Genomic DNA, 18,131 nt, shown 5'->3' with positions numbered 1-18,131 from the left:
GGGTTAAGTAAAGAAAAGTGTGTCTTTTCCGGGCGTGTTGCGGTTATTTGATCCAGCCTTTTTGGATGCCGAGGTTGTGTTGGTAGCTGGTGTCGATGGCGGTGTCGTATTCTGCTGGTGCACCGATGTCATTGGTAGTGGCTGTGGTGTTGTGGGTGATCAGGTCTGTTGCTGTGGAAAGTGCGTCTTGACCCCATCGTTGGTCCCTGGCGATCTTGACCGGATCGTCAGGGACTTCTGTATGTAGATACAGCCACCAATCCATCACTGTGCGTTGATGCGGTAGTGATAGTCCGCGGTGTCTGCGGGCTAGTTCTTTTATGGGGGCGTTGATGCCACCTTCGAGGCTGTTTGTTGTTGCTGCAAGGTTGTCGGGGTCGATGGTTGTTGGTGGGGGTTGCAGGTAGGTAAACAGCAGGTCTCTGCGGTGCAGAGATAGCAATGATTGATAGGCCGCTCGGACGCGTTGGTGGGTGTAGACCTTGGTGTAGGCGCCGGTAACGGGGTCTTTGATGGTGGTTTTCTCGTTCATCCATTCCCGGTAGGTGTGGTCGAATTCGTGCAGGTGGGCGACCCATGTGGATGCTTGGTCAAGGTCGGTGATGCGAGTGAGTTTCAGGGCTAGGCGGTAGAGGGTTTTGCCGGCATCGGTGCGGGGGTTGCTGGTGGTGTGGCGGCAGACTGTTCGTTGGGCGTGGACGAGGCAGCGTTGGATGCGTGTTGTTGGCCAGCAGTGGTGGATGGCTGATTGGGCACCTTGTCCGCCGTCTGTGACTGCGATTAGTGGTGCGGCAATGGGGCGTAGGAGTTCGGTGTAGGCGGCGGTGGTTTCGTGTCTGGCCCAGGTCCAGTTGATGACGTGGGTTTTACTGGCTGCGATCAGGAGGCATCCGGACTTTAGATAGGTCGCGTCGAGGAAGATTTGGTCATGGATGCGGAATGAGTCGATGGTGGGTGTGGGGATGATCCACCAGCACCATCGGAATCGGTGGTGCATGGTTTGCCTGGTTACGCCATGGTGTGCGGCGAAGGTGGTTAGAGATTGGGTGCCGGTGGCCCATTGGATGAACAAAGCCATGGTGGCGGTGTTTTTGTTGTGGGTTTGGGTGTTGCGGGTAAAGGAGTGTCCGCAGTGGGTGCAGCGCCAACGGGTGGTTGATTTGCTGGTGGTGCCGTTTTTCTTTGTGTTGTTGCCGCATAGTGGGCAGCTGGGGCGGTTGGTGGTCATCCTTTAATCCAACCGGTGTGCGGTTAGCACAAATGTGGCCGGAGGTGCGGGATGGTGTGGGTAATAGCTTTCGGGGAGCTATTCTTTGGTGATTTGTGGTGTGTGGTCTGGGGTTATGGTGGCATGCGGACACACTTTTCTTTACTTAACCCTCAATACCCCCGTTTCCCACACGTTTTTCGGCGAATGAGGATTTCCCTCCTACTGATCACGCAAAAAAGTTATCCACAGAAACCTGTGTAACAATCATGTAATTTGTGGATAACTGTGGAGAGATTTCGTCCCAAATTTCTCACGGGTTACGTGACAGAAACCGTAAAGCATGACAACTTTGGTTCTATCCCCTGTGTCCACAGTATCCACAGCCTGTGGATAACTCTGTGAACAAGTAACATAGTTGCAAGTCAAGTTATGCGTAACTCCAATATTCTGCGGAGTTCGACCACTTTCGAACGCTGGTTCGTAAATTACAAGAATGGAATTATCCACACATGTGCACAAGTCTGTGGACAACTGTGAATTGTTGTAATTTGTGAAAATTGGGACCCGTAACGTGCTTCTTGGCCCGTGTTCACCTAGGTGAACAGTGGAGTATTTTGTCCACAGGGCTGTGGACATGTGGAGAATTAACACGATGTGCTACTACCCCCACTACCCCTAAACACAACATTGAAGTTACGGGCCGTCGTAAAGCGAAAATGGGCATGAAAAAACCCGCCCGGAACAACCGGACGGGTTAAAGAGCGTAGAAGCTAGCGGATTACTTCTCGATGTCGATGGAGGTAATCACGACCGGCTCCAGCGGGCGATCCCAGTGATCCGTAGCCACACGAGCGATCTCGTCGACAACCTTCTTCGAGGCGTCATCAGCGACCTCACCGAAGATGGTGTGAGCGCCATTGAGGTGCGGGGTCGGAACAACGGTGATGAAGAACTGGGAACCGTTGGTGCCACGACCGCCGCGCTTGCCGGCGTTTGCCATAGCGAGCAGGTACGGACGATCGAACTGGAGCTCCGGGTGGATCTCATCGTCGAACATGTAGCCCGGGCCGCCGGTGCCGGTGCCCAGCGGGTCACCACCCTGAATCATGAATCCAGCGATGATGCGGTGGAAGATGGCCTCATCGTAGAACGGGCCGGACTCGGTGCCAGAGGCGTTCTGCCCCTTGTACTCCTTGGTGCCTTCTGCCAGGCCGATGAAGTTGTCGACGGTATTCGGCGCGTGGTTGCCGAACAGGTCAATCACGATATCGCCATGGTTGGTGTGCACAGTTGCAGTAGCAGTCTTAATAGTCACATTCCTTAGGATACCGACCTTGGTGGCCAATTGCTCCTACTGGTGAGTTTCTCCGTGGCAGAAACCAGCGAAAACGTTTCTCAAGATAAGGAAAAGAGTTCTTCGTTGACCCCCATGGAGGCCAAATAGTGCCTAAGCTGGAATGTGAGCCTGCTGCAAATATTTCGGCGCTAGGCCTATCTGGGCCCTAGCTCTTGGACTTAGAAGCATCTTGGTCTCAGAGGCACTGGCGCCGCAGCAGTATTAATCATTGATTGAGAATTAAAGGCGATGCCTGTTGGCGACGCACTAATAAAGGAGAGTCATGAACCCCAACGCAATCTCGCTGGCTGTCAAGGGACTGAAGTCCGCTTACGACAGCTACTCGGATTACCGGGACAAGAAGGCTGCAGAGCTCTACGACACGATGCAGGAGGCTAAGAAGGTGGCAGCTGCACAGAACGAGGCAGCAAAGGACGCAGCAACCAATTGGGCGGAAGACGTTAAGGAAAAGGTTTCCGACGCCCGCGATCAGCTCGCTGAGCAGGCCGAAGAACTGACCGGCAAGGTTGAGACGAAGTCCAAGGAGACCAAGAAGCAGGCTAAGAAGGCTGCGAAGCAGGCCGAGAAGGACGCTAAGCGCAAGGGCAAGAAGACCCGTTGCAAGGCTCGCTGCGAGGCTAAGAAGGCTGAAAAGAAGGCCAAGAAGGCTCGCAAGGACCTCGAGGTGCGTACCCAGAAGGCTATCGACAAGGTAACCGGTAAGGAAGAGCAGCGCGCCAAGAACGGTCGCATCGCAACCGCTTCCCTGGTCTTCGCTGTTGTTGCAGCAATCGTCGGTGTCATTGTTTGGAAGCTGCGCAAGGACGACAAGCTCCCGGTTGACCCAGCTCCGTACCAGCAGAAGGCCCAGGAAGTTAAGCACAAGGTCGAAGAGAAGGCCGCAGAGGTCAAGGAGACCGTTGAAGAGAAGGCTTCCGAGGCTAAGGAAAAGGCTGAAGAGGTAAAGGGCAAGGCAGCCGACAAGGCCGACGAGGCCAAGGACAAGGCTGCTGAGGCCAAGGAGACCACTGAGGAGAAGGCCGCAGAGGCTTCCAAGCAGGCTCAAATCAAGGTCGACGAGGTCAAGACCGAGAAGAAGAACGCTGACGACGCTAAGAAGATCTCTTCCAAGCCGTCCAAGCCGGCTCCGAAGCCGGGTCAGGCTCGCAAGAAGTAAATAGGCGGCTAGATGTACTGCTCGGGGACGTTGATCAATCGTGAGAACGGCGGCTGGTTGTCGCAGGCCGTGTGCGGGCGGTGCTGGTTGTACTGGTGCAGCCAATCCGGCAGGGCGTCGCGTCGTTCTTGCTCGCTGGTGTAGCAGCGGGCGTAGGCCCACCCGTCGGCCATGGTCCGGTGGAAGCGCTCTACCTTGCCGTTGGTCTGCGGCCGGTACGGACGCGTCCGCTTCGGGGTGATCGAGAGGGCCTCGCAGGTGTCCCGCCACAGGTGCGAGCGATAGGCGCCACCGTTGTCGGACAGCACCCGCTCCACGGCGACGCCGCGATCGGCAAACCACGCCACAGCCCGATGCAGGACCCCGACCGCGGTGACGGCGGTCTCGTCGTCGTGGACCTCGGTGTACGCGACGCGGGAGTGGTCGTCAATGACGGTGTGCACGAACGCGTACCCGAGCCTGGGGTTGTGCCACTTGCTCTTCGGCTTACCCGGTGTCGCCGTTCGGTTGTGGTCGCCCTGGCGGCGGCCGACGTAGCGCCAGCCGCCGCCGTCGGGGATGTTCCCGAGCTTCTTCACGTCCACGTGGACCAGGGAGCCGGGGTGGGGGTGTTCGTACCGGCGGATCGGTTCGCCAGTCTCGCGGTCCATGTAGGAGAGCCGGTTCAGTCGGGCACCGGCCAAGATGCGGTGGACGGTCGAGGGCGCGATGCCGAGTCGGGCGGCGAGCTGCACGGGGCCCTCACGCAGCCGTATCCGCAGGCTGACGCACCGCTTCGTCGTCGCCTTGTCCGTCTTGTTCGGTGAGGTCTTCGGCCGGGACGAGCGATCCTGCATCGACTCGCCGGCGCGATAGCGGTCGACCCACCTCTTCACGGTCGGCCAGGAGACCTGGAAGCGGGCGGCGACTTCGCTGATGGGCCAACCGTCGTCGACGACGAGCTGGGCCACCTTGAGCCGGTGGCGAGGTGTCAGGGTGGCGTTGGCGTGCATCACTCCTCACCTGCTGCGACGGGCGTCGTCCGCGGCGTTCGGAGTTGCCCCAGGACTGCAAGGAGGATCGTCGTGGCGAGCGGCACGAGTCCGGCGGCGATGAACAAGCTGGCAGCGGCGATGTGTCGGCTGAGGAGTCCGGTGAGTGCGATGGACAGTGGCATGAAGGCGATGGAGATGAAGAAGTCGAGGCTGGCGACTCGGCCGAGCATCTCCAGCGGTACGTGTTCCTGCAGGACCGTGCCCCAGATGACCATCCCGACTCCGATCGACGCACCGTAGACCGCCAGTCCGGCGCTGATGATCCACGGATTGTTGGTGAGTGCGGGGATGGCCAGTGGAAGGCAGCCGAGTACCCATGCGCCGACCATTACGGGCAGGAAGTGTGAGGGGGTGGGCCATGAGCCGGCGACGAGGGAACCCACCAGGCCGCCGACGCCCAGAACTCCGAGGACGACTCCGTACACAGCCGGACCGTTGTCATGGGTCGAGCGTATGACCGCGGGCAGGAGAACTTCCAGCGGACCGGTCACGGCCAGGCCCATGGCGGCCGCCAACAGCACGCTGGAGCGAACCCAGCGCGTGCGGGCGACGTAGCCGAACCCGTCGAGCAGGTCCCGCAGCGCAGAGGTGGCCGGAGCTTCGGCGTCGGTCTCGGCTGAGCAAGGGGCAGGAAGCCGCAGGGCGGCGATCAGGGCGAGTCCGAGCGCGCCGGCGATGAGGTACCCGCCCGCGGCGGGCATGCTGGCACCGATGACCGCTCCGACGGCGGCGGGCGCAATTGCCTGTCCGACCAACGGGCGGGCGGCGCCTTCGAGGCCGTTGACGGCCATTAAGTCGTCGCCGTCCACCAGGACTGGCACCAGCGCCGTGTAGGCGGGGAAGAAGAATGCGGTTGAAGTGCCAATGATGAACGCGGAGACCGCGAGCATCCAGAAGGTGACAATGTCGAGGATTGCTGCCGTGGACGTCGCGGTCGCGATGGTGAGGTTCAGGGTAAGCACGCTCACGATGACGGACTTATTGGGGAACCGGTCTGCGATTACGCCAGCTGGGAGGGATCCTGCAAGCAGGCCAATGCCGCTCCAGACTACGACACCCGACAGGGCGGCTGGCGTGGCGCCCAGGTCGAGGGTCTGCATGGCAAGGTAGAGGGCCCAGGCACCCTGGGCGAAGATGGTCAGCACCATCGCTGCGAACAGCTGACGGTACGTGGGGATGGTCAAGGGGTGAAGCGGGTTCATGGCATGTCCTTCAGGTCAAGGTTCAGGTGGGGCCAGTCGGCCAGGTCGTGGAGCATCTGACGGTCATGCGTGGCAACGATCACCGCGCAGGAGGTCTGCAGCAGCTCGGTGGTGATGTCGTCGACGAGGCTCGATGACAGATGGTTGGTGGGCTCGTCCAGGAGCAGCAGGTCTGGATCCTGGGCCAGACACATGGCCAGGTGGAGACGGCGTTGCTGTCCTTGCGACAAGCGCCCCACCGGCGTGCCGGTTGCGGAGGCTTCGAGCAGCCCGAGCGAGCCGAGGGACGGCGCCTGAGCTCGACGGCCTAGCTTCGCCAGGTAGGCCTCATAGACCTCGTGTGCGGGGCTGGAGCGGTCCCAGTCGGGGACCTCTTGGGACAGCAGAGCGATGCGCGCTCTCGGATTAACTCGCACATGTCCCGTGGTGGGGGCCAGCCGCCCTGCGAGAAGTGCCAACAGGGTGGATTTTCCCGCGCCGTTCGGTCCGGTGACCACCAACCGGTCACCGCCGTTCACGTCGACCGAAACCGGAGCGTCCAATCGGCCCTTCACAGTAACCTGGGTGGCGTTCATGATGCTCTGTCCGGCACGGGTTGCCGAGGCGGGCCACGCAAGACGCAGTGGCGGCGCCGGGACGCCGATTTCATGACTTTTCAGGTCTTCGATACGTCGGTTGAAGGCTTGGACCACTCCAGCAGCGCGTGTGGCACGTTGGTGCTTGCCTGTGCCCTTTTCAGGTCTCCATCCACCCTGGGACAGGCGGGAGCGTGCGTCGGCGGCGGCGCGGGTCAGTTCCTGATGCCGGGCGACCTGGGCGGCATGGTCTTGCTCCCAGGCGGCCCGTTCTCGTTGCCGCCCTTCGATCCAGCCCTCGTAACCGCCCGCGTAGGTGCGCGGAAGGCCATCGCGGGTCGGGTCGAGGTCCAGGAAGCTGGTCGCCACGTCGCGCAGCAGGGCGCGGTCGTGGCTGACTAAGGCCAGGCCACCGGGGTGGTCCCGCAGGCGCTCAGTCAGGAAGGACAGCCCTGCAGCGTCCAGGTGGTTGGTGGGCTCGTCCAGCAGCAACAGGTCAGGGGTCGATCCGAGGGCGACCGCCAGCCGTACCCGGTACCGCTGGCCGACCGACAAGGTCGACAGGACCCGATCGCGGTCGCTACAGGCGTTCAGGCCCGCCAGGGCGATGTCAACACGGCGGTCTGCATCCCAGGCGTCCAGCCGCGTGGCCGCCTCGAGTGCGGCGGAATAAGCGTCGGCCGCGTCATCGCCCGCGGCCAGCGCCGCGGTAGCCACGTCGAGGGCCTGCAGAGCGGCCCTGGATGGGGCGGTCGCCTCGGCAATGAGGTCACCGACCGTGCGATCGCCCTCGGTGGCCATGTCCTGCTTGACCAGGACGAGGGAACCCACCCGGGTCACCACTCCCGAGTCGGGTTTCAAGATCCCCGCCAGTATATGGAGCAAGGTGGTCTTGCCCCGGCCGTTGTCGCCGACGATCGCCAGTCGCGACCCGGTGGAGACGGTGACGTCAGTCCCACTCAGCAGCGGCCTGTCGCCGAGTGTCAGGTGGAGTGATTCAGCGCGGATGTGTGCAGCGGGCCCTTGGGATGTCCCGATCCAGGCACATGATCGTAAAGGTTCTGTGGTTGGCATTGCGTACTTTCAGCTCGTCATGGAGCCGGGCACCACGAAGCGGCCGCCCGGCAGATGGCCAGGACGGCAGACGAGAGGTCATAAGGGGTCCCGCCGCCGTCAGCGGACGGAACGCAGCTTCATCGAGGCGATGCCTGAGTACATGCGGCCGAGGATACAGAGCCCGGGCGATGCCACGCAAGTCAACTAACGTCCCCGGTCAGTACAGCTAGATAGCCAAAAGCCTTTTCACGCCCGATTGTTCTGTGCAGTTGATGCGCAGGCGGTCGGGCGTTTTTGGTTAAGCAGCAAACCTGACAACTTCAGAAAGACGGGCTGCAAATGTGAAACTGTGCAAGTTTATGACAGTTTCAAGCCATTTTTCACGCCATTTTTGTCATAAACGCAGTCAGTAACTCGGCGTTCTTGCCCCCTCCCCTTCTACATCCCCAAAACGCAAAAATCCCCCGGCCTTACGACCGGGGGATTTTGTTCCTTGTGGAGCTTAGGGGAATCGAACCCCTGACCTCCTGCTTGCAAAGCAGGTGCTCTACCAATTGAGCTAAAGCCCCGTACACCGAGCAATTATACCTTGTTCGGCAGTGGGCCTAGGAGGACTTGAACCTCCGACCCCTTCGTTATCAGCGAAGTGCTCTAACCGCCTGAGCTATAGGCCCCGTGGAACGAGATATAACTTAACCCGTAACCATGACACTTCACAAATCGCCTGGTCAGAGGCCTAAATATTGAGTTAAAAAGCAGTCATTAAGTAGTCATTACGGCTACTCCATAACCAGATCACTGAAAACACCTCTGAACCAACGCGGCCCCGGGGCCACCGAACGGGGGTGACACCGGGGCCAGCGGGAGGCTAGGCAGCCTAGTCGTCGTCGGCAAGCGAAATCTTGAGACCTCCGACGAGACCGCCGCAAGCGTTGTAGATGACCGCGCCGAGGGCCATGAGCCCAATCGACAGCACCCACCACAGCGCTCCTACAGCGGCCGCCAGGCCAAGGACGAGACCCGCGCTGATGGAATCCTCCCCGCCGACCATTTCACTAATCGGAGCGAGCAATCCCATCCCGGAGAGCAAGAGGTAGAGCAGGCCAACCGCGGCAAGCCAGACGAGGAAGCCAATGAAACCAGTGGCCGCCGTAATGCGCATGGCGGACCAGGGGCTCACCTTGTCGACTACCAAGTTAGTTTCGGCCATACGCTTACTCCTTCTCCGCCTCCGAGTCACCGGACTCAGCGGCACCGGTGCTCTTGGTCGCGCCGGTGCGCTTCGGGACTACGTCCAAGGTTCCGGCCTCAGAGACCTTAGAAGCGGTCTCTTCGCCCTCATCCTCGACGTTGCGGTCGATAGCCAGCAGTTCCACGCCGTCAGCGAGGTTGACCAGGCGCACGCCCTTAGTGGCACGCGAGGTGGCGCGAATCTCGTTGACGTTGGTGCGGATGATGTCGCCGGCGGAGGTGACAGCGAAGATTTCGTCGTCGTTGTCGACCACCAGGGCACCCATCAGCGGTCCACGCTTCGGGTCGTACTTGAGCGTCAGCACGCCCATACCGCCGCGGTTCTGCGGGGTGTACTCGCTGAGCTTGGTCTTCTTGCCGAAGCCGCCGGTCGTGGCGACCAGCAGGTTGTGCTCTTCCTCGACCACGACCATGCTGAGCAGCTTGTCGTCGCCCTTGAAGCGCATGCCCTGGACACCGGCGGTGGCGCGGCCCATCGGGCGCAGCGCGTCGTCGGAAGCCGTAAAGCGGATGGCCTGGCCACGCTCAGAGACGAGCAGCAGGTCATCGTCAGCAGAGCACAGACGAGCACCGATGAGGGAGTCGCCTTCGCGCAGGTTGATGGCAATCAGGCCAGCGGAGCGAGCAGACTCGTAGTCCTCCAGGCGGGACTTCTTGACCTTGCCTTCGCTGGTGGCCAGCACCAGGTACGGGCTGTCCTGGTAGCTCTGAATCTGCAGCACCTCGGCGATGCGCTCTTCCGGCTGGAATTCCAGCAGGTTGGCGACATGCTGACCGCGGGCGGCGCGAGTGGCCTCCGGCAGTTCGTAGGCTTTGAGACGGTAGACGCGCCCCTTGTTGGTGAAGAACAGAATCCAGTCGTGCGTGGAGCAGACGAAGAAGTGGCGGACGATGTCGTCCTGCTTCAGGTCCGCGCCGCGTACGCCCTTGCCACCACGGCGCTGTGCCTTGTAGGCATCGACCTTGGTGCGCTTGGCGTAGCCCGTGGAGGTAATGGTCACGACCACGTTTTCGCGGGCGATGAGGTCCTCTTCGGTGACGTCGCCCTCAGCGGCCACGATCTGGGTACGACGGTCATCGCCGTACTTCTCCACGACCTCGCCCAGCTCTTCCTTAACGATGGCGCGCTGACGCTCCGGCTTGGCCAGGATGTCCTTCAGGTCGGCGATCTCGAGCTCGATCTCAGCCAACTCGTCAATAATCTTCTGGCGCTCCAGAGCAGCCAGGCGACGCAGCTGCATCGCCAAAATGGCGTCAGCCTGAATCTCGTCGATGTCGAGCAGACCCATCAAGCCCGTGCGCGCGGTATCGACCGTGGCAGACCGGCGAATCAGGGCGATGACCTCGTCCAACATATCCAGGGCCTTGACCAGACCACGCAGGATATGGGCACGCTTTTCCTTCTCGTCCAGGCGGAACTGGGTCCGTCGGACAATGACCTCAATCTGGTGGGCGACGTACAGCGTCACCATCTGGTCAATGCGCAGCGTACGCGGCACACCGTCGACGATGGCGAGCATGTTCGCACCGAAGCTGGTCTGCAGCTGGGAGTGCTTGTACAGGTTGTTCAGCACCACACGCGGCACGGCGTCGCGCTTGAGCTTGACGACGATGCGCATGCCCCACTTCAGATCGGATTCGTCATCAATGGAGGCAATGCCCTGTAGACGACCATCCTTGACCTGATCTGCGATGTTGGCAATCATGCGGTCCGGGTTGACCTGGTATGGCAGCTCAGTGATGACAATCGACTGACGAGTGCCCTCCTGCTCAATCGAGGTCACACCGCGCATGCGAATCGAGCCACGGCCGGTGGTGTAGGCCTCCTTGATGCCCTTGTCGCCGACAATCTGGGCGGCAGTTGGGAAATCCGGGCCCTTGATGCGTTCCATGACCGCATCCAGCGTGGTCTTTTCATCCGCATCCGGGTTGTCCAGGCACCAGTTGATGGCATCCGCGACCTCACGCAGGTTGTGCGGCGGGATGTTGGTGGCCATACCGACGGCAATACCGCCGGAGCCGTTCATCAACAGCTGCGGGACACGCGACGGCAGAATAACAGGCTCTGTCGTACGACCGTCATAGTTCGGTTGGAAATCGACGGTGTTTTCGCGAATGTCGCGCACCATTTCCATGGCCAACGGCGTCAGACGGGCCTCCGTGTAACGCATAGCTGCGGGGCCGTCGTCACCGCGGGAGCCGAAGTTACCCTGACCGTCGACAAGCGGATAGCGCATGGACCACGGCTGCGCCATGCGCACCATGGTGTCGTAAATAGCTCTGTCGCCGTGCGGGTGGTAGTTACCCATCGTGTCCGAAACCGGCTTTGCGGACTTCACATAACCGCGCTCCGGGCGGTAGCCGTTGTCGAACATGGCGTAGAGAATGCGGCGGTGCACCGGCTTGAGACCATCACGAATCTCCGGCAGCGCACGGCCCACAATCACGCTCATGGCGTAGTCGATATAGCTCGACTGCATCTCTTCATTGATGTCGATCGGGCGAACCTGGTGGCCCAATACTCCACTTCCGAAGGATGAGCCGTCGTTGTTGTTATCGTCGCTCAATGACTGCTTCCTTTACTTAAAAGAGGTTCGCATCCATTCTACAGGGCTTTAGAGCCCGCTTTACGACGCCGTGTGCAACTTTTCGATACCATTGTGGTATCAAATCTGGGTTTTAGGCCTAGTAGAGACGAATAAGACGGCACAAGCTAGGCAGCAAGGAGCAAATGCGATGGCGATGACCTTGAGACTCACGAAAGAACAGGACACCGCTCTGGCGCTGCTGGCGCACATGGAGGGCGTGTCTAAACACGAGGCCGCCATTCGCGCCATCGAATCCGCCGCAGCGAGAGCCCTTCAGCAAGGTCAGGCTCGGGAAATTACGGCAAGCGTAATTGATACTGACATGGCGCTGCTGCGAAAGTTGAGCTCCCCAAGGCCCCGCGGAGTACAAGAATGAGCGCGCCCCAGATTCAGCCTCTCAGCGAGGCCGCTATCCTGGCGGCTACCGATGAACTGGTGGCCACAGTGCCGGAATTGGCCGACGCTACACTTGCGAGGCCGTGGACAATCAGCGCTATTGTCGCCGCCAGCTCAGGAGTCATTGCTGGTCACCGTAGCTTTCCCGCGATTTCTGCGGCAGCGCAGGCGGTCGCTTACGCAACGTTTCACGTGAAACCACTAAGTTTTGGCAACACCGCACTGGGCGCACTACTTGCACACATACTCCTCACCACCAACGGCGAAGAGCTGTCATTCGCAGAGACGTGGGATCTGGTCAAAGGCGGCACTTAGCCGGGGACAGGGCCTAGTCACTCTTTCGGGTAAACGGGCTGGTCGGAATGCGATTGCCGGACTCCAGCCGGCCCGTGTAATACGCCGTGGCCTCACCTTCAGCCAGCTCAACCTCGTACCAACCATCACGGACATAATCAGCCGTCCGGTCCTGCCCGCCAACTAGAACACGTCCCGCCGCGTGCTCCAAAGTGACCTCCGGCAACTCTTTCGCCGTCTTGCTGAATACACGCAGGAAGCGGTCCGGGCCGCACACGGTAAGTTCGCGCTCCAGGAGTCCAATTCGCAGCTCTAACGTACCGAGCACCGTGTGATGCTCCACCTTATTGCCACTGTAAACAGCGAAAACAGCCTCACGGGAACCGTCATTGACCAGCACAAGATTGCCGCCTTTGAGGTAGGCGTGCAGCCGGTACGGTGTCGGCAGCGCGGTCGCCTGCTCGGACTCCTGCACAGGATAGTCACCGGCCGGCTCCGCCTCCCAGCGCTTCACAAACTCCGGCGCTGGTCCCGGCTGCTCTGGAAGCTGCATTCCCGTAGACGCCGAGAAGTCCAGTGTGGATACCAAATCACCACATACCCGACGACGCCAATCAGTGATATTTCCGCAGCTCACGCCGGTGACTTGCTCCAGGAAACGGATCACCGAAGTGTGATCGAAGACCTCTGAGGACACCAAACCACCCACCGACCACGGTGAAATGACAGTCATCGGGACACGGAACCCGAGCCCCTTCGGCTTGCCCAGGTACCACTCCCCCGGCTCATTCTTCGGCGGCAGCGGCGGCACCACATGGTCGAAGTAACCATCAAACTCGTCAAAGTTAATCAGGAAGACGGTCTTGGCCCACACCTCCGGGTTGGAGGCCAACGCATCCAACAGGCGGTAAGTGATATTCGCCGACTGAATCGGCGAGGACGCTCCCGGGTGCTCGCTTTCCGCGGCCGAAGGCACAATCCAGGACACCTTTGGCAGCTCCCCAGATTCAACATCCCGTCGGAAAGCGTCGGTTAGCGTGCCCGGCTGGCGGCGGTGCAGCGCGCGATCATAGAGATCCCGTTCCGCCTCAGGCAGCTTCTCCACAGCGGCATTCAGGCGGTCGACCATCTGCTGCTGCTCTGCAGTTGGCGGCGTGCCATCACCCAGTTCCAGCAGCTTCTCGTGGAAGCCCGTCATGTCGCGACCAGGCAGCCCGGCCTCACGAATGACCTTGCGGCCAATATTTCGAAACGCGGCGAAGAAATCCAGGTTGTTGTCCGTGTAGTTATCCCACTCCTGGTAGACGCGCCATGGCACCCCAGCCGCCGAGAGATCCTCGGCATACGTGCGCCACCTGTACCCCGGGTGCGTCGGCTCGTACGCCGCATTGCCAACCGCTCCAGTCCCCCACGGTTCCTTTCGGGTATCACCCGAAAACAGGTAGTTGCGGTTCGGGCTTGTCGACGTAGGCATTGAAGAAAAGTAGCCATCACAGATAGTGAATGTCTCTGCGAGTGCGAATTGGAACGCGATGTCCTGACGGTCATAGCAGGCCATCGTGCCTTTGCCCTTAGCCTCGATCCAGCCGTTACAGCGGCCGCCGTTTAGTGCAACCTGCCCGTCTTCCCAACCGTGCGGCAAACTTGCAATGTACTCCACCGAGAGATCACCGCGATTAGCGGCGTTGCGAATCAGGTATGGACTGACCCCACTCTGGTTGAAAACGCCCGGCAAAGCGGAATTGTCGTTGTACCCCCGCACACCTCGGAGAGTGCCGAAGTAGTGATCAAAAGAGCGGTTTTCCTGCATCAACACGACAACGTGCTCAACCTGGTCGAGGGAGCCAGCCGGTCGGGGCTGCGCGAGTGCATGGCGCAATGATGGCGGCAGCAGCGTGCTCGCAGCGGTGACAGCACCGACTCCTGCGGCGGTCTGCAGGAAGTGCCGACGGGAAAATTCAGATATATTTTTAGGTGAAGTTGCCATAGGCATCTACGTTAAGAAGCGCAGATTACCAGCTGGAAAATTGCGGTTTAAATTTCCTCAATAAACTGCTCTAGACGGTCAACCACAGCCTGTGGCTCACGCGCCCAGCGATTGTGGCCCAGCCGCTGCTCAATGAACTCGTACTTTGCCGAATTCGGCAGCATCCGTGCCAGCGCCTGTGCGGAAGCCTCCGGGCAGTCACGGTCACCACCACAGTTCAGCAGCAGCGCCGGGGTGGTCACCTTCGGCATCTCAGCGGCGTAGTCGATATCCGCACCGCGCGGTCGCAGAAGACCCGTGCGCGAGAACCGCGCCCACTCCACCACATGGTTACGAGCCTGGCGGCCATAGCCGGCCAAATCAAGCCTGCCCGCTGGCCAATAGCCCAGGATCTGGGACACCACCTGCATAAACGGTGCACCGTAGCGAAGCCGCTTGTACTCGTTGCCAGTAAAACAGTTGTAGTGCGGAGTACCGGAGCCGACCATCACTACGCCGGCCACGTCCGCTTCCGGTCGGGCCAGATACAGCGAGGCAATCTGACCGCCCATGGAATGACACAGCAAGTAGACGGGTAGCTTCTCCCCTGTGCTCTCCCCTGCCGCGAGGTGATCAAACTCCTTGCGAGCCCGCGCCACGGCCAGCGGGTAATCCACCGATGCGAGATCCTGGTAGCCCCAATTGTGACGGCGGGTGGCCACCGCAGTCTGGTTACCCTGGCCGCGCAACTCCGAGGTCAGGACGCAAAAACCTCGACGCTGTAACTCTTGGGCAATCGGCCGGTAGTAGCGAGCACCCATGCCAAAGCCCGGCCAAATAACGACAATGCCCCGAGGCGAACCTTCGGGAAACCGAAGCGCCATCGGGGTCACGGAGCCATCTGGCAAAGTCTCCTGCACAATACGTGGCTCGACTGGCGGTTCCCCGTTGACCATGCTTCCCCGAGTATCTTCCATTTCATAAACATTAATGGCTGAACTGAGGTTTTGTCAGGGGAACCGACAAGGCGAAAACTAAAACCAGGTACCGGCTTAAACGTCGAGGAAGCGAACGTCCTTCGCATTACGGGTGATGAACGAACGTCGTGAAGCGACGTCATCGCCCATCAGAATGGTGAACAGTTCATCGGCCTTCTGCGCGTCCTCGAGGGCGACCTTACGCAGCACGCGGTGATCCGGATCCATGGTGGTATCCCACAGCTCAGCGGCGTTCATCTCACCGAGACCCTTGTAACGCTGAACACCATCGTCCTTGTTGATCTTGCGGTTGGCAGCCAGCCCCTCTTCCAGCAGCTGATCGCGCTCAGCATCGGAGTAGGCGTAGCCCGGCTCACCCTTGGCCCACTTGAGCTTGTACAGCGGTGGCTGGGCGAGGTAGACGTGCCCTTCATCAATCAGCGGACGCATCAGACGGAACAGCAGCGTCAGTAGCAGCGTGGCAATGTGCTGACCATCGACGTCGGCGTCGGCCATCAGCACAATCTTGTGGTAGCGCAGCTTCTCGATGTCGAATTCGTCGTGAATACCGGTGCCCAGCGCCGTAATAATGGCCTGGACCTCGTTATTCTTCAGAGTCTTATCCAGGCGCGCCTTCTCGACGTTCAAGATCTTACCGCGCAGCGGCAAAATGGCCTGGAACAGCGAGTTTCGGCCTGCCTTTGCAGAACCACCTGCGGAGTCACCCTCCACGATGAACAGCTCGGACTGCTTCGGATCCTTCGAACGGCAGTCCGCCAACTTACCCGGAAGACCGCCAAGATCGGTCGCGGACTTACGACGTACCAGGTCACGGGCCTTACGAGCCGCCTGACGGGCATGCGCCGAAGCAATGGCCTTGTTAACAATGGCCTTGGCCTCAGCCGGATTGGCCTCCAGCCAGTGACCGATGTGTTCATTAGTCATGCGCTGGACGAAGGAACGCACCTCGGTGTTACCGAGCTTCGTCTTCGTCTGGCCCTCGAACTGCGGATCGGCGACCTTCACCGAAATCACGGCAGCGAGACCTTCACGGCAGTCCTCGCCGGAGAGGTTGTTTTCCTTCTCTTTCAACAGGCGGTGCTCACGCGCATAGCGGTTCATCAGCGATGTCAACGCAGAACGGAAGCCCTCTTCGTGCGTGCCACCCTCAATGGTGTTAATGGTGTTGGCGAAGGTGTGCACCGACTCGGAGTAACCCGAGTTCCACTGCATTGCAATCTCGACCTCGTGGCCGTCACCTGCAGCATCGAAGGAAATGATGGTCGGGTGGATGATGTTCTTCGACTTGTTCAGAGTCTCGACATAGTCCCGCAGACCATTCGGGTAGTGGAAGACCTTGCGGCGCTCCTTCGGCTTGGTGGTCTTCTCTGCCTTCTCCTTCTGCTCCTCAACCGCATCCTTGGCGATTTCAGCGGATTCGGTCTCCGCCTGCTCCGCCAGAGCCTCGGCCTCGAGCTCCTCCTCGGAGACACGCTTGTCCACCAACGTGATGGTCAGGCCCTTGTTCAAAAACGCCATCTCGCGCAGGCGGCGAGAAATGGTGTCGAACTTGAAATCGGTGGTCTCAAAAATCTCCGGGTCCGGCCAGAAACGCTGCGTGGTACCCGAACCGCGAGTCTTCTTACCTCGGATAATTTCTTCCGGAACAGCCTGGTCGAAGTTCTGGTACCAGGTGTAGCCATCGCGGATGACCTCGGTTTCCATGCGCGTCGACAGCGCGTTAACCACCGAAATACCCACACCGTGCAGACCACCGGAAACAGCGTAGGACTCGGAGTCAAACTTGCCGCCGGCGTGCAGCTGAGTCATAACCACCTGCACCGTCGGCATACCCGACGGGTGCATTTCGACAGGAATACCACGGCCGTTATCGCGGACCTGAACGCCGCCGTCTTCCAGCAGAGTGACCTCAACATCGGTGGCGTAACCCGCCATCGCCTCGTCGACGGAGTTGTCTACAACCTCCCACACCAGGTGGTGCAAACCACGCTCACCAGTCGAGCCAATGTACATACCCGGCCGCTTACGCACGGCCTCGAGGCCCTCGAGGATGGTAATCGATGAGGCGTCATATTGATGTTCGGTAGCAGCCACGGTTCGGCGCGTCTCCTATTCTTGGTTCTCTCCCCGCGCAACATTCGTCAGCGCGCGAAAAATAGGCCGGCGGTCAAGTGCTATCAGCGCCAGCCAGAACCACCTAGGACTACTAGATAGGTCTGGCTAGTTTGGAAGTCGATAACGTCTCAAGAACCGCCTGCCGGTTTTCTCCTGCCCATCTTACCCCAACGTAGTCCCCTACTGTGGATATAGCCGATGCGCTCAAAGGACCAAATTTCGCAGTTTTACGCATACCGACGGCTAATCGTAGACCGTTTACCGACCTTTACCCGTAAGTATCACGCGGTCCTCGGCCCTCGATGTGCAATTTGCCCTTGCGCCAATTCGGCGCTTTTGGCCCAAGCACCTTAATTTCCTCAACCACTCCATCCCCGACGCGTTCCGCAATCGACTTCAAAACCTGTCGCTGTGCTAGCCGCAGCTGTGTTGCCCATGCTGTCGATTGGCACTCGACCACCAAAGTGCCGTCCTTGAACTCCTTGACCTGGGAGTGTTCCGCGACAACCTTGCCGACCATCGAATCCCACTCCGTCATGATCACACCGTGGGCAATATGGATCTGCCAGCCGCGATCAACTACTGCCTTATTCAGCACCGCACCAATCGGCGCAGGTCGACGGTCATATTTCCGGTACAGCCGAATCCCCGCCTCCTTCAATAGGCTCGGCGAAATCACCGTACCGGCACGATCTCGTACCACTGCTTGCGCTGCCCGCTGCTTATCGACGTCCGCAACAATCCCCTCCGCGGCCTTCACAGGCACACGGCTATCGAGGCCAGACCACGAGCCCTTCTTCTTCGGTGGCCGCTGGAGATTCGGTAACTTGTGACCGCCCTCCTTAGCGGCATCGCGCATGCGGAAGAAAGCGTCGCTAATCAGGTCCTTTTCTTCTTCCGGTGAGTTATCCGGCTCCATGTTCTCGACCATAC

At 60.0% G+C, this 18,131-nt stretch carries 14 protein-coding genes and 2 tRNA genes; 3 read left to right on the top strand and 13 right to left on the bottom strand.

What is annotated here, in order from left to right; genetic code table 11:
• Positions 1 to 43: 43 nt before the first annotated feature.
• Both ADM64_RS03285 and ADM64_RS03280 read right to left on the bottom strand, forming a co-directional pair.
• On the bottom strand, positions 44 to 1,228 hold the full coding sequence (locus tag ADM64_RS03285; protein ID WP_049193114.1) for an IS256-like element IS3503 family transposase: 1,185 nt from the start codon (positions 1,226 to 1,228) through the stop codon (positions 44 to 46).
• A gap of 760 nt (positions 1,229 to 1,988) precedes the next feature.
• Complete coding sequence (locus ADM64_RS03280) at positions 1,989 to 2,525, bottom strand: peptidylprolyl isomerase (protein ID WP_369707163.1); 537 nt, start codon at positions 2,523 to 2,525, stop codon at positions 1,989 to 1,991.
• A 304-nt stretch (positions 2,526 to 2,829) separates the two neighbouring features.
• Here ADM64_RS03280 and ADM64_RS03275 point away from each other — a divergent pair, with 304 nt between their 5' ends.
• Positions 2,830 to 3,723: a hypothetical protein gene (locus tag ADM64_RS03275; RefSeq protein ID WP_049193113.1), complete on the top strand. Its 894-nt coding sequence runs from the start codon at positions 2,830 to 2,832 to the stop codon at positions 3,721 to 3,723.
• 8 nt (positions 3,724 to 3,731) lie between these two features.
• Here ADM64_RS03275 and ADM64_RS03270 read toward each other — a convergent pair whose 3' ends face one another.
• From ADM64_RS03270 to gyrA, 7 genes are all read right to left on the bottom strand, one after another.
• The gene (locus ADM64_RS03270) at positions 3,732 to 4,718 is read right to left on the bottom strand and encodes an IS481 family transposase (protein ID WP_049193111.1); all 987 of its coding nucleotides are present in this window, start codon (positions 4,716 to 4,718) and stop codon (positions 3,732 to 3,734) included.
• Positions 4,715 to 5,959, bottom strand: coding sequence for an MFS transporter (locus ADM64_RS03265; RefSeq protein ID WP_049193110.1), 1,245 nt, complete (start codon positions 5,957 to 5,959; stop codon positions 4,715 to 4,717). The genes ADM64_RS03270 and ADM64_RS03265 overlap by 4 nt, the downstream gene beginning before the upstream one ends.
• Positions 5,956 to 7,608 carry an ABC-F family ATP-binding cassette domain-containing protein gene (locus ADM64_RS03260; protein WP_049193109.1) on the bottom strand — a complete coding sequence of 551 codons (1,653 nt, stop codon included), beginning with the start codon at positions 7,606 to 7,608 and terminating at the stop codon, positions 5,956 to 5,958. The genes ADM64_RS03265 and ADM64_RS03260 overlap by 4 nt, the downstream gene beginning before the upstream one ends.
• A gap of 478 nt (positions 7,609 to 8,086) precedes the next feature.
• Positions 8,087 to 8,159: transfer RNA gene (locus ADM64_RS03255), tRNA-Ala, on the bottom strand.
• A gap of 31 nt (positions 8,160 to 8,190) precedes the next feature.
• A tRNA-Ile gene (locus ADM64_RS03250) sits at positions 8,191 to 8,264 on the bottom strand.
• Between the two features lie 203 nt (positions 8,265 to 8,467).
• A complete protein-coding gene (locus ADM64_RS03245) occupies positions 8,468 to 8,800 on the bottom strand; it encodes a DUF3566 domain-containing protein (protein WP_049189406.1) in 333 nt (110 codons plus the stop codon).
• A gap of 4 nt (positions 8,801 to 8,804) precedes the next feature.
• Positions 8,805 to 11,321, bottom strand: a complete 2,517-nt coding sequence (gene gyrA, locus ADM64_RS03240; RefSeq protein WP_241486320.1) for a DNA gyrase subunit A — start codon at positions 11,319 to 11,321, stop codon at positions 8,805 to 8,807.
• A 256-nt stretch (positions 11,322 to 11,577) separates the two neighbouring features.
• Here gyrA and ADM64_RS03235 point away from each other — a divergent pair, with 256 nt between their 5' ends.
• Together ADM64_RS03235 and ADM64_RS03230 are read left to right on the top strand one after the other, a co-directional pair.
• On the top strand, positions 11,578 to 11,805 hold the full coding sequence (locus ADM64_RS03235; RefSeq protein WP_049189408.1) for a hypothetical protein: 228 nt from the start codon (positions 11,578 to 11,580) through the stop codon (positions 11,803 to 11,805).
• On the top strand, positions 11,802 to 12,140 hold the full coding sequence (locus tag ADM64_RS03230) for a hypothetical protein (RefSeq protein WP_049170123.1): 339 nt from the start codon (positions 11,802 to 11,804) through the stop codon (positions 12,138 to 12,140). Before ADM64_RS03235 ends, ADM64_RS03230 begins: the two co-directional genes overlap by 4 nt.
• 13 nt (positions 12,141 to 12,153) lie before the next feature.
• Here the strand turns inward: ADM64_RS03230 and ADM64_RS03225 are convergent, their stop codons facing one another.
• From ADM64_RS03225 to ADM64_RS03210, 4 genes are all read right to left on the bottom strand, one after another.
• Positions 12,154 to 14,106 (bottom strand): alkaline phosphatase family protein, encoded by a 1,953-nt coding sequence (locus ADM64_RS03225; RefSeq protein ID WP_049189409.1) that lies wholly within the window; start codon positions 14,104 to 14,106, stop codon positions 12,154 to 12,156.
• Positions 14,107 to 14,153: 47 nt separating this feature from the next.
• Positions 14,154 to 15,041, bottom strand: a complete 888-nt coding sequence (locus ADM64_RS03220; RefSeq protein ID WP_049189410.1) for an alpha/beta fold hydrolase — start codon at positions 15,039 to 15,041, stop codon at positions 14,154 to 14,156.
• Between the two features lie 96 nt (positions 15,042 to 15,137).
• Positions 15,138 to 17,177 carry a DNA topoisomerase (ATP-hydrolyzing) subunit B gene (gene gyrB / locus ADM64_RS03215; RefSeq protein WP_016421743.1) on the bottom strand — a complete coding sequence of 680 codons (2,040 nt, stop codon included), beginning with the start codon at positions 17,175 to 17,177 and terminating at the stop codon, positions 15,138 to 15,140.
• Between the two features lie 289 nt (positions 17,178 to 17,466).
• On the bottom strand, positions 17,467 to 18,129 hold the full coding sequence (locus tag ADM64_RS03210; protein ID WP_049170117.1) for a DUF721 domain-containing protein: 663 nt from the start codon (positions 18,127 to 18,129) through the stop codon (positions 17,467 to 17,469).
• Positions 18,130 to 18,131 lie beyond the last annotated feature (2 nt).

Origin of the sequence: Corynebacterium sp. 401_CJEI, from assembly GCF_001076435.1 — a bacterium.
GTDB lineage: Bacteria > Actinomycetota > Actinomycetes > Mycobacteriales > Mycobacteriaceae > Corynebacterium > Corynebacterium jeikeium_D.
This window is presented reverse-complemented; position numbering and strand designations above follow the sequence as displayed.

Bases quoted from the DNA above. Each gene is read 5' to 3' on its own strand.
- ADM64_RS03285 (WP_049193114.1), bottom strand. From the start codon at position 1,228: ATGACCACCAACCGCCCCAGCTGCCCACTATGCGGCAACAACACAAAG.
- ADM64_RS03275 (WP_049193113.1), top strand. From the start codon at position 2,830: ATGAACCCCAACGCAATCTCGCTGGCTGTCAAGGGACTGAAGTCCGCT.
- ADM64_RS03265 (WP_049193110.1), bottom strand. From the start codon at position 5,959: ATGAACCCGCTTCACCCCTTGACCATCCCCACGTACCGTCAGCTGTTC.
- ADM64_RS03260 (WP_049193109.1), bottom strand. From the start codon at position 7,608: ATGCCAACCACAGAACCTTTACGATCATGTGCCTGGATCGGGACATCC.
- ADM64_RS03245 (WP_049189406.1), bottom strand. From the start codon at position 8,800: ATGGCCGAAACTAACTTGGTAGTCGACAAGGTGAGCCCCTGGTCCGCC.
- gyrA (WP_241486320.1), bottom strand. From the start codon at position 11,321: ATGCAGTCGAGCTATATCGACTACGCCATGAGCGTGATTGTGGGCCGT.
- ADM64_RS03235 (WP_049189408.1), top strand. From the start codon at position 11,578: ATGGCGATGACCTTGAGACTCACGAAAGAACAGGACACCGCTCTGGCG.
- ADM64_RS03230 (WP_049170123.1), top strand. From the start codon at position 11,802: ATGAGCGCGCCCCAGATTCAGCCTCTCAGCGAGGCCGCTATCCTGGCG.
- ADM64_RS03225 (WP_049189409.1), bottom strand. From the start codon at position 14,106: ATGGCAACTTCACCTAAAAATATATCTGAATTTTCCCGTCGGCACTTC.
- ADM64_RS03220 (WP_049189410.1), bottom strand. From the start codon at position 15,041: ATGGTCAACGGGGAACCGCCAGTCGAGCCACGTATTGTGCAGGAGACT.
- ADM64_RS03210 (WP_049170117.1), bottom strand. From the start codon at position 18,129: ATGGTCGAGAACATGGAGCCGGATAACTCACCGGAAGAAGAAAAGGAC.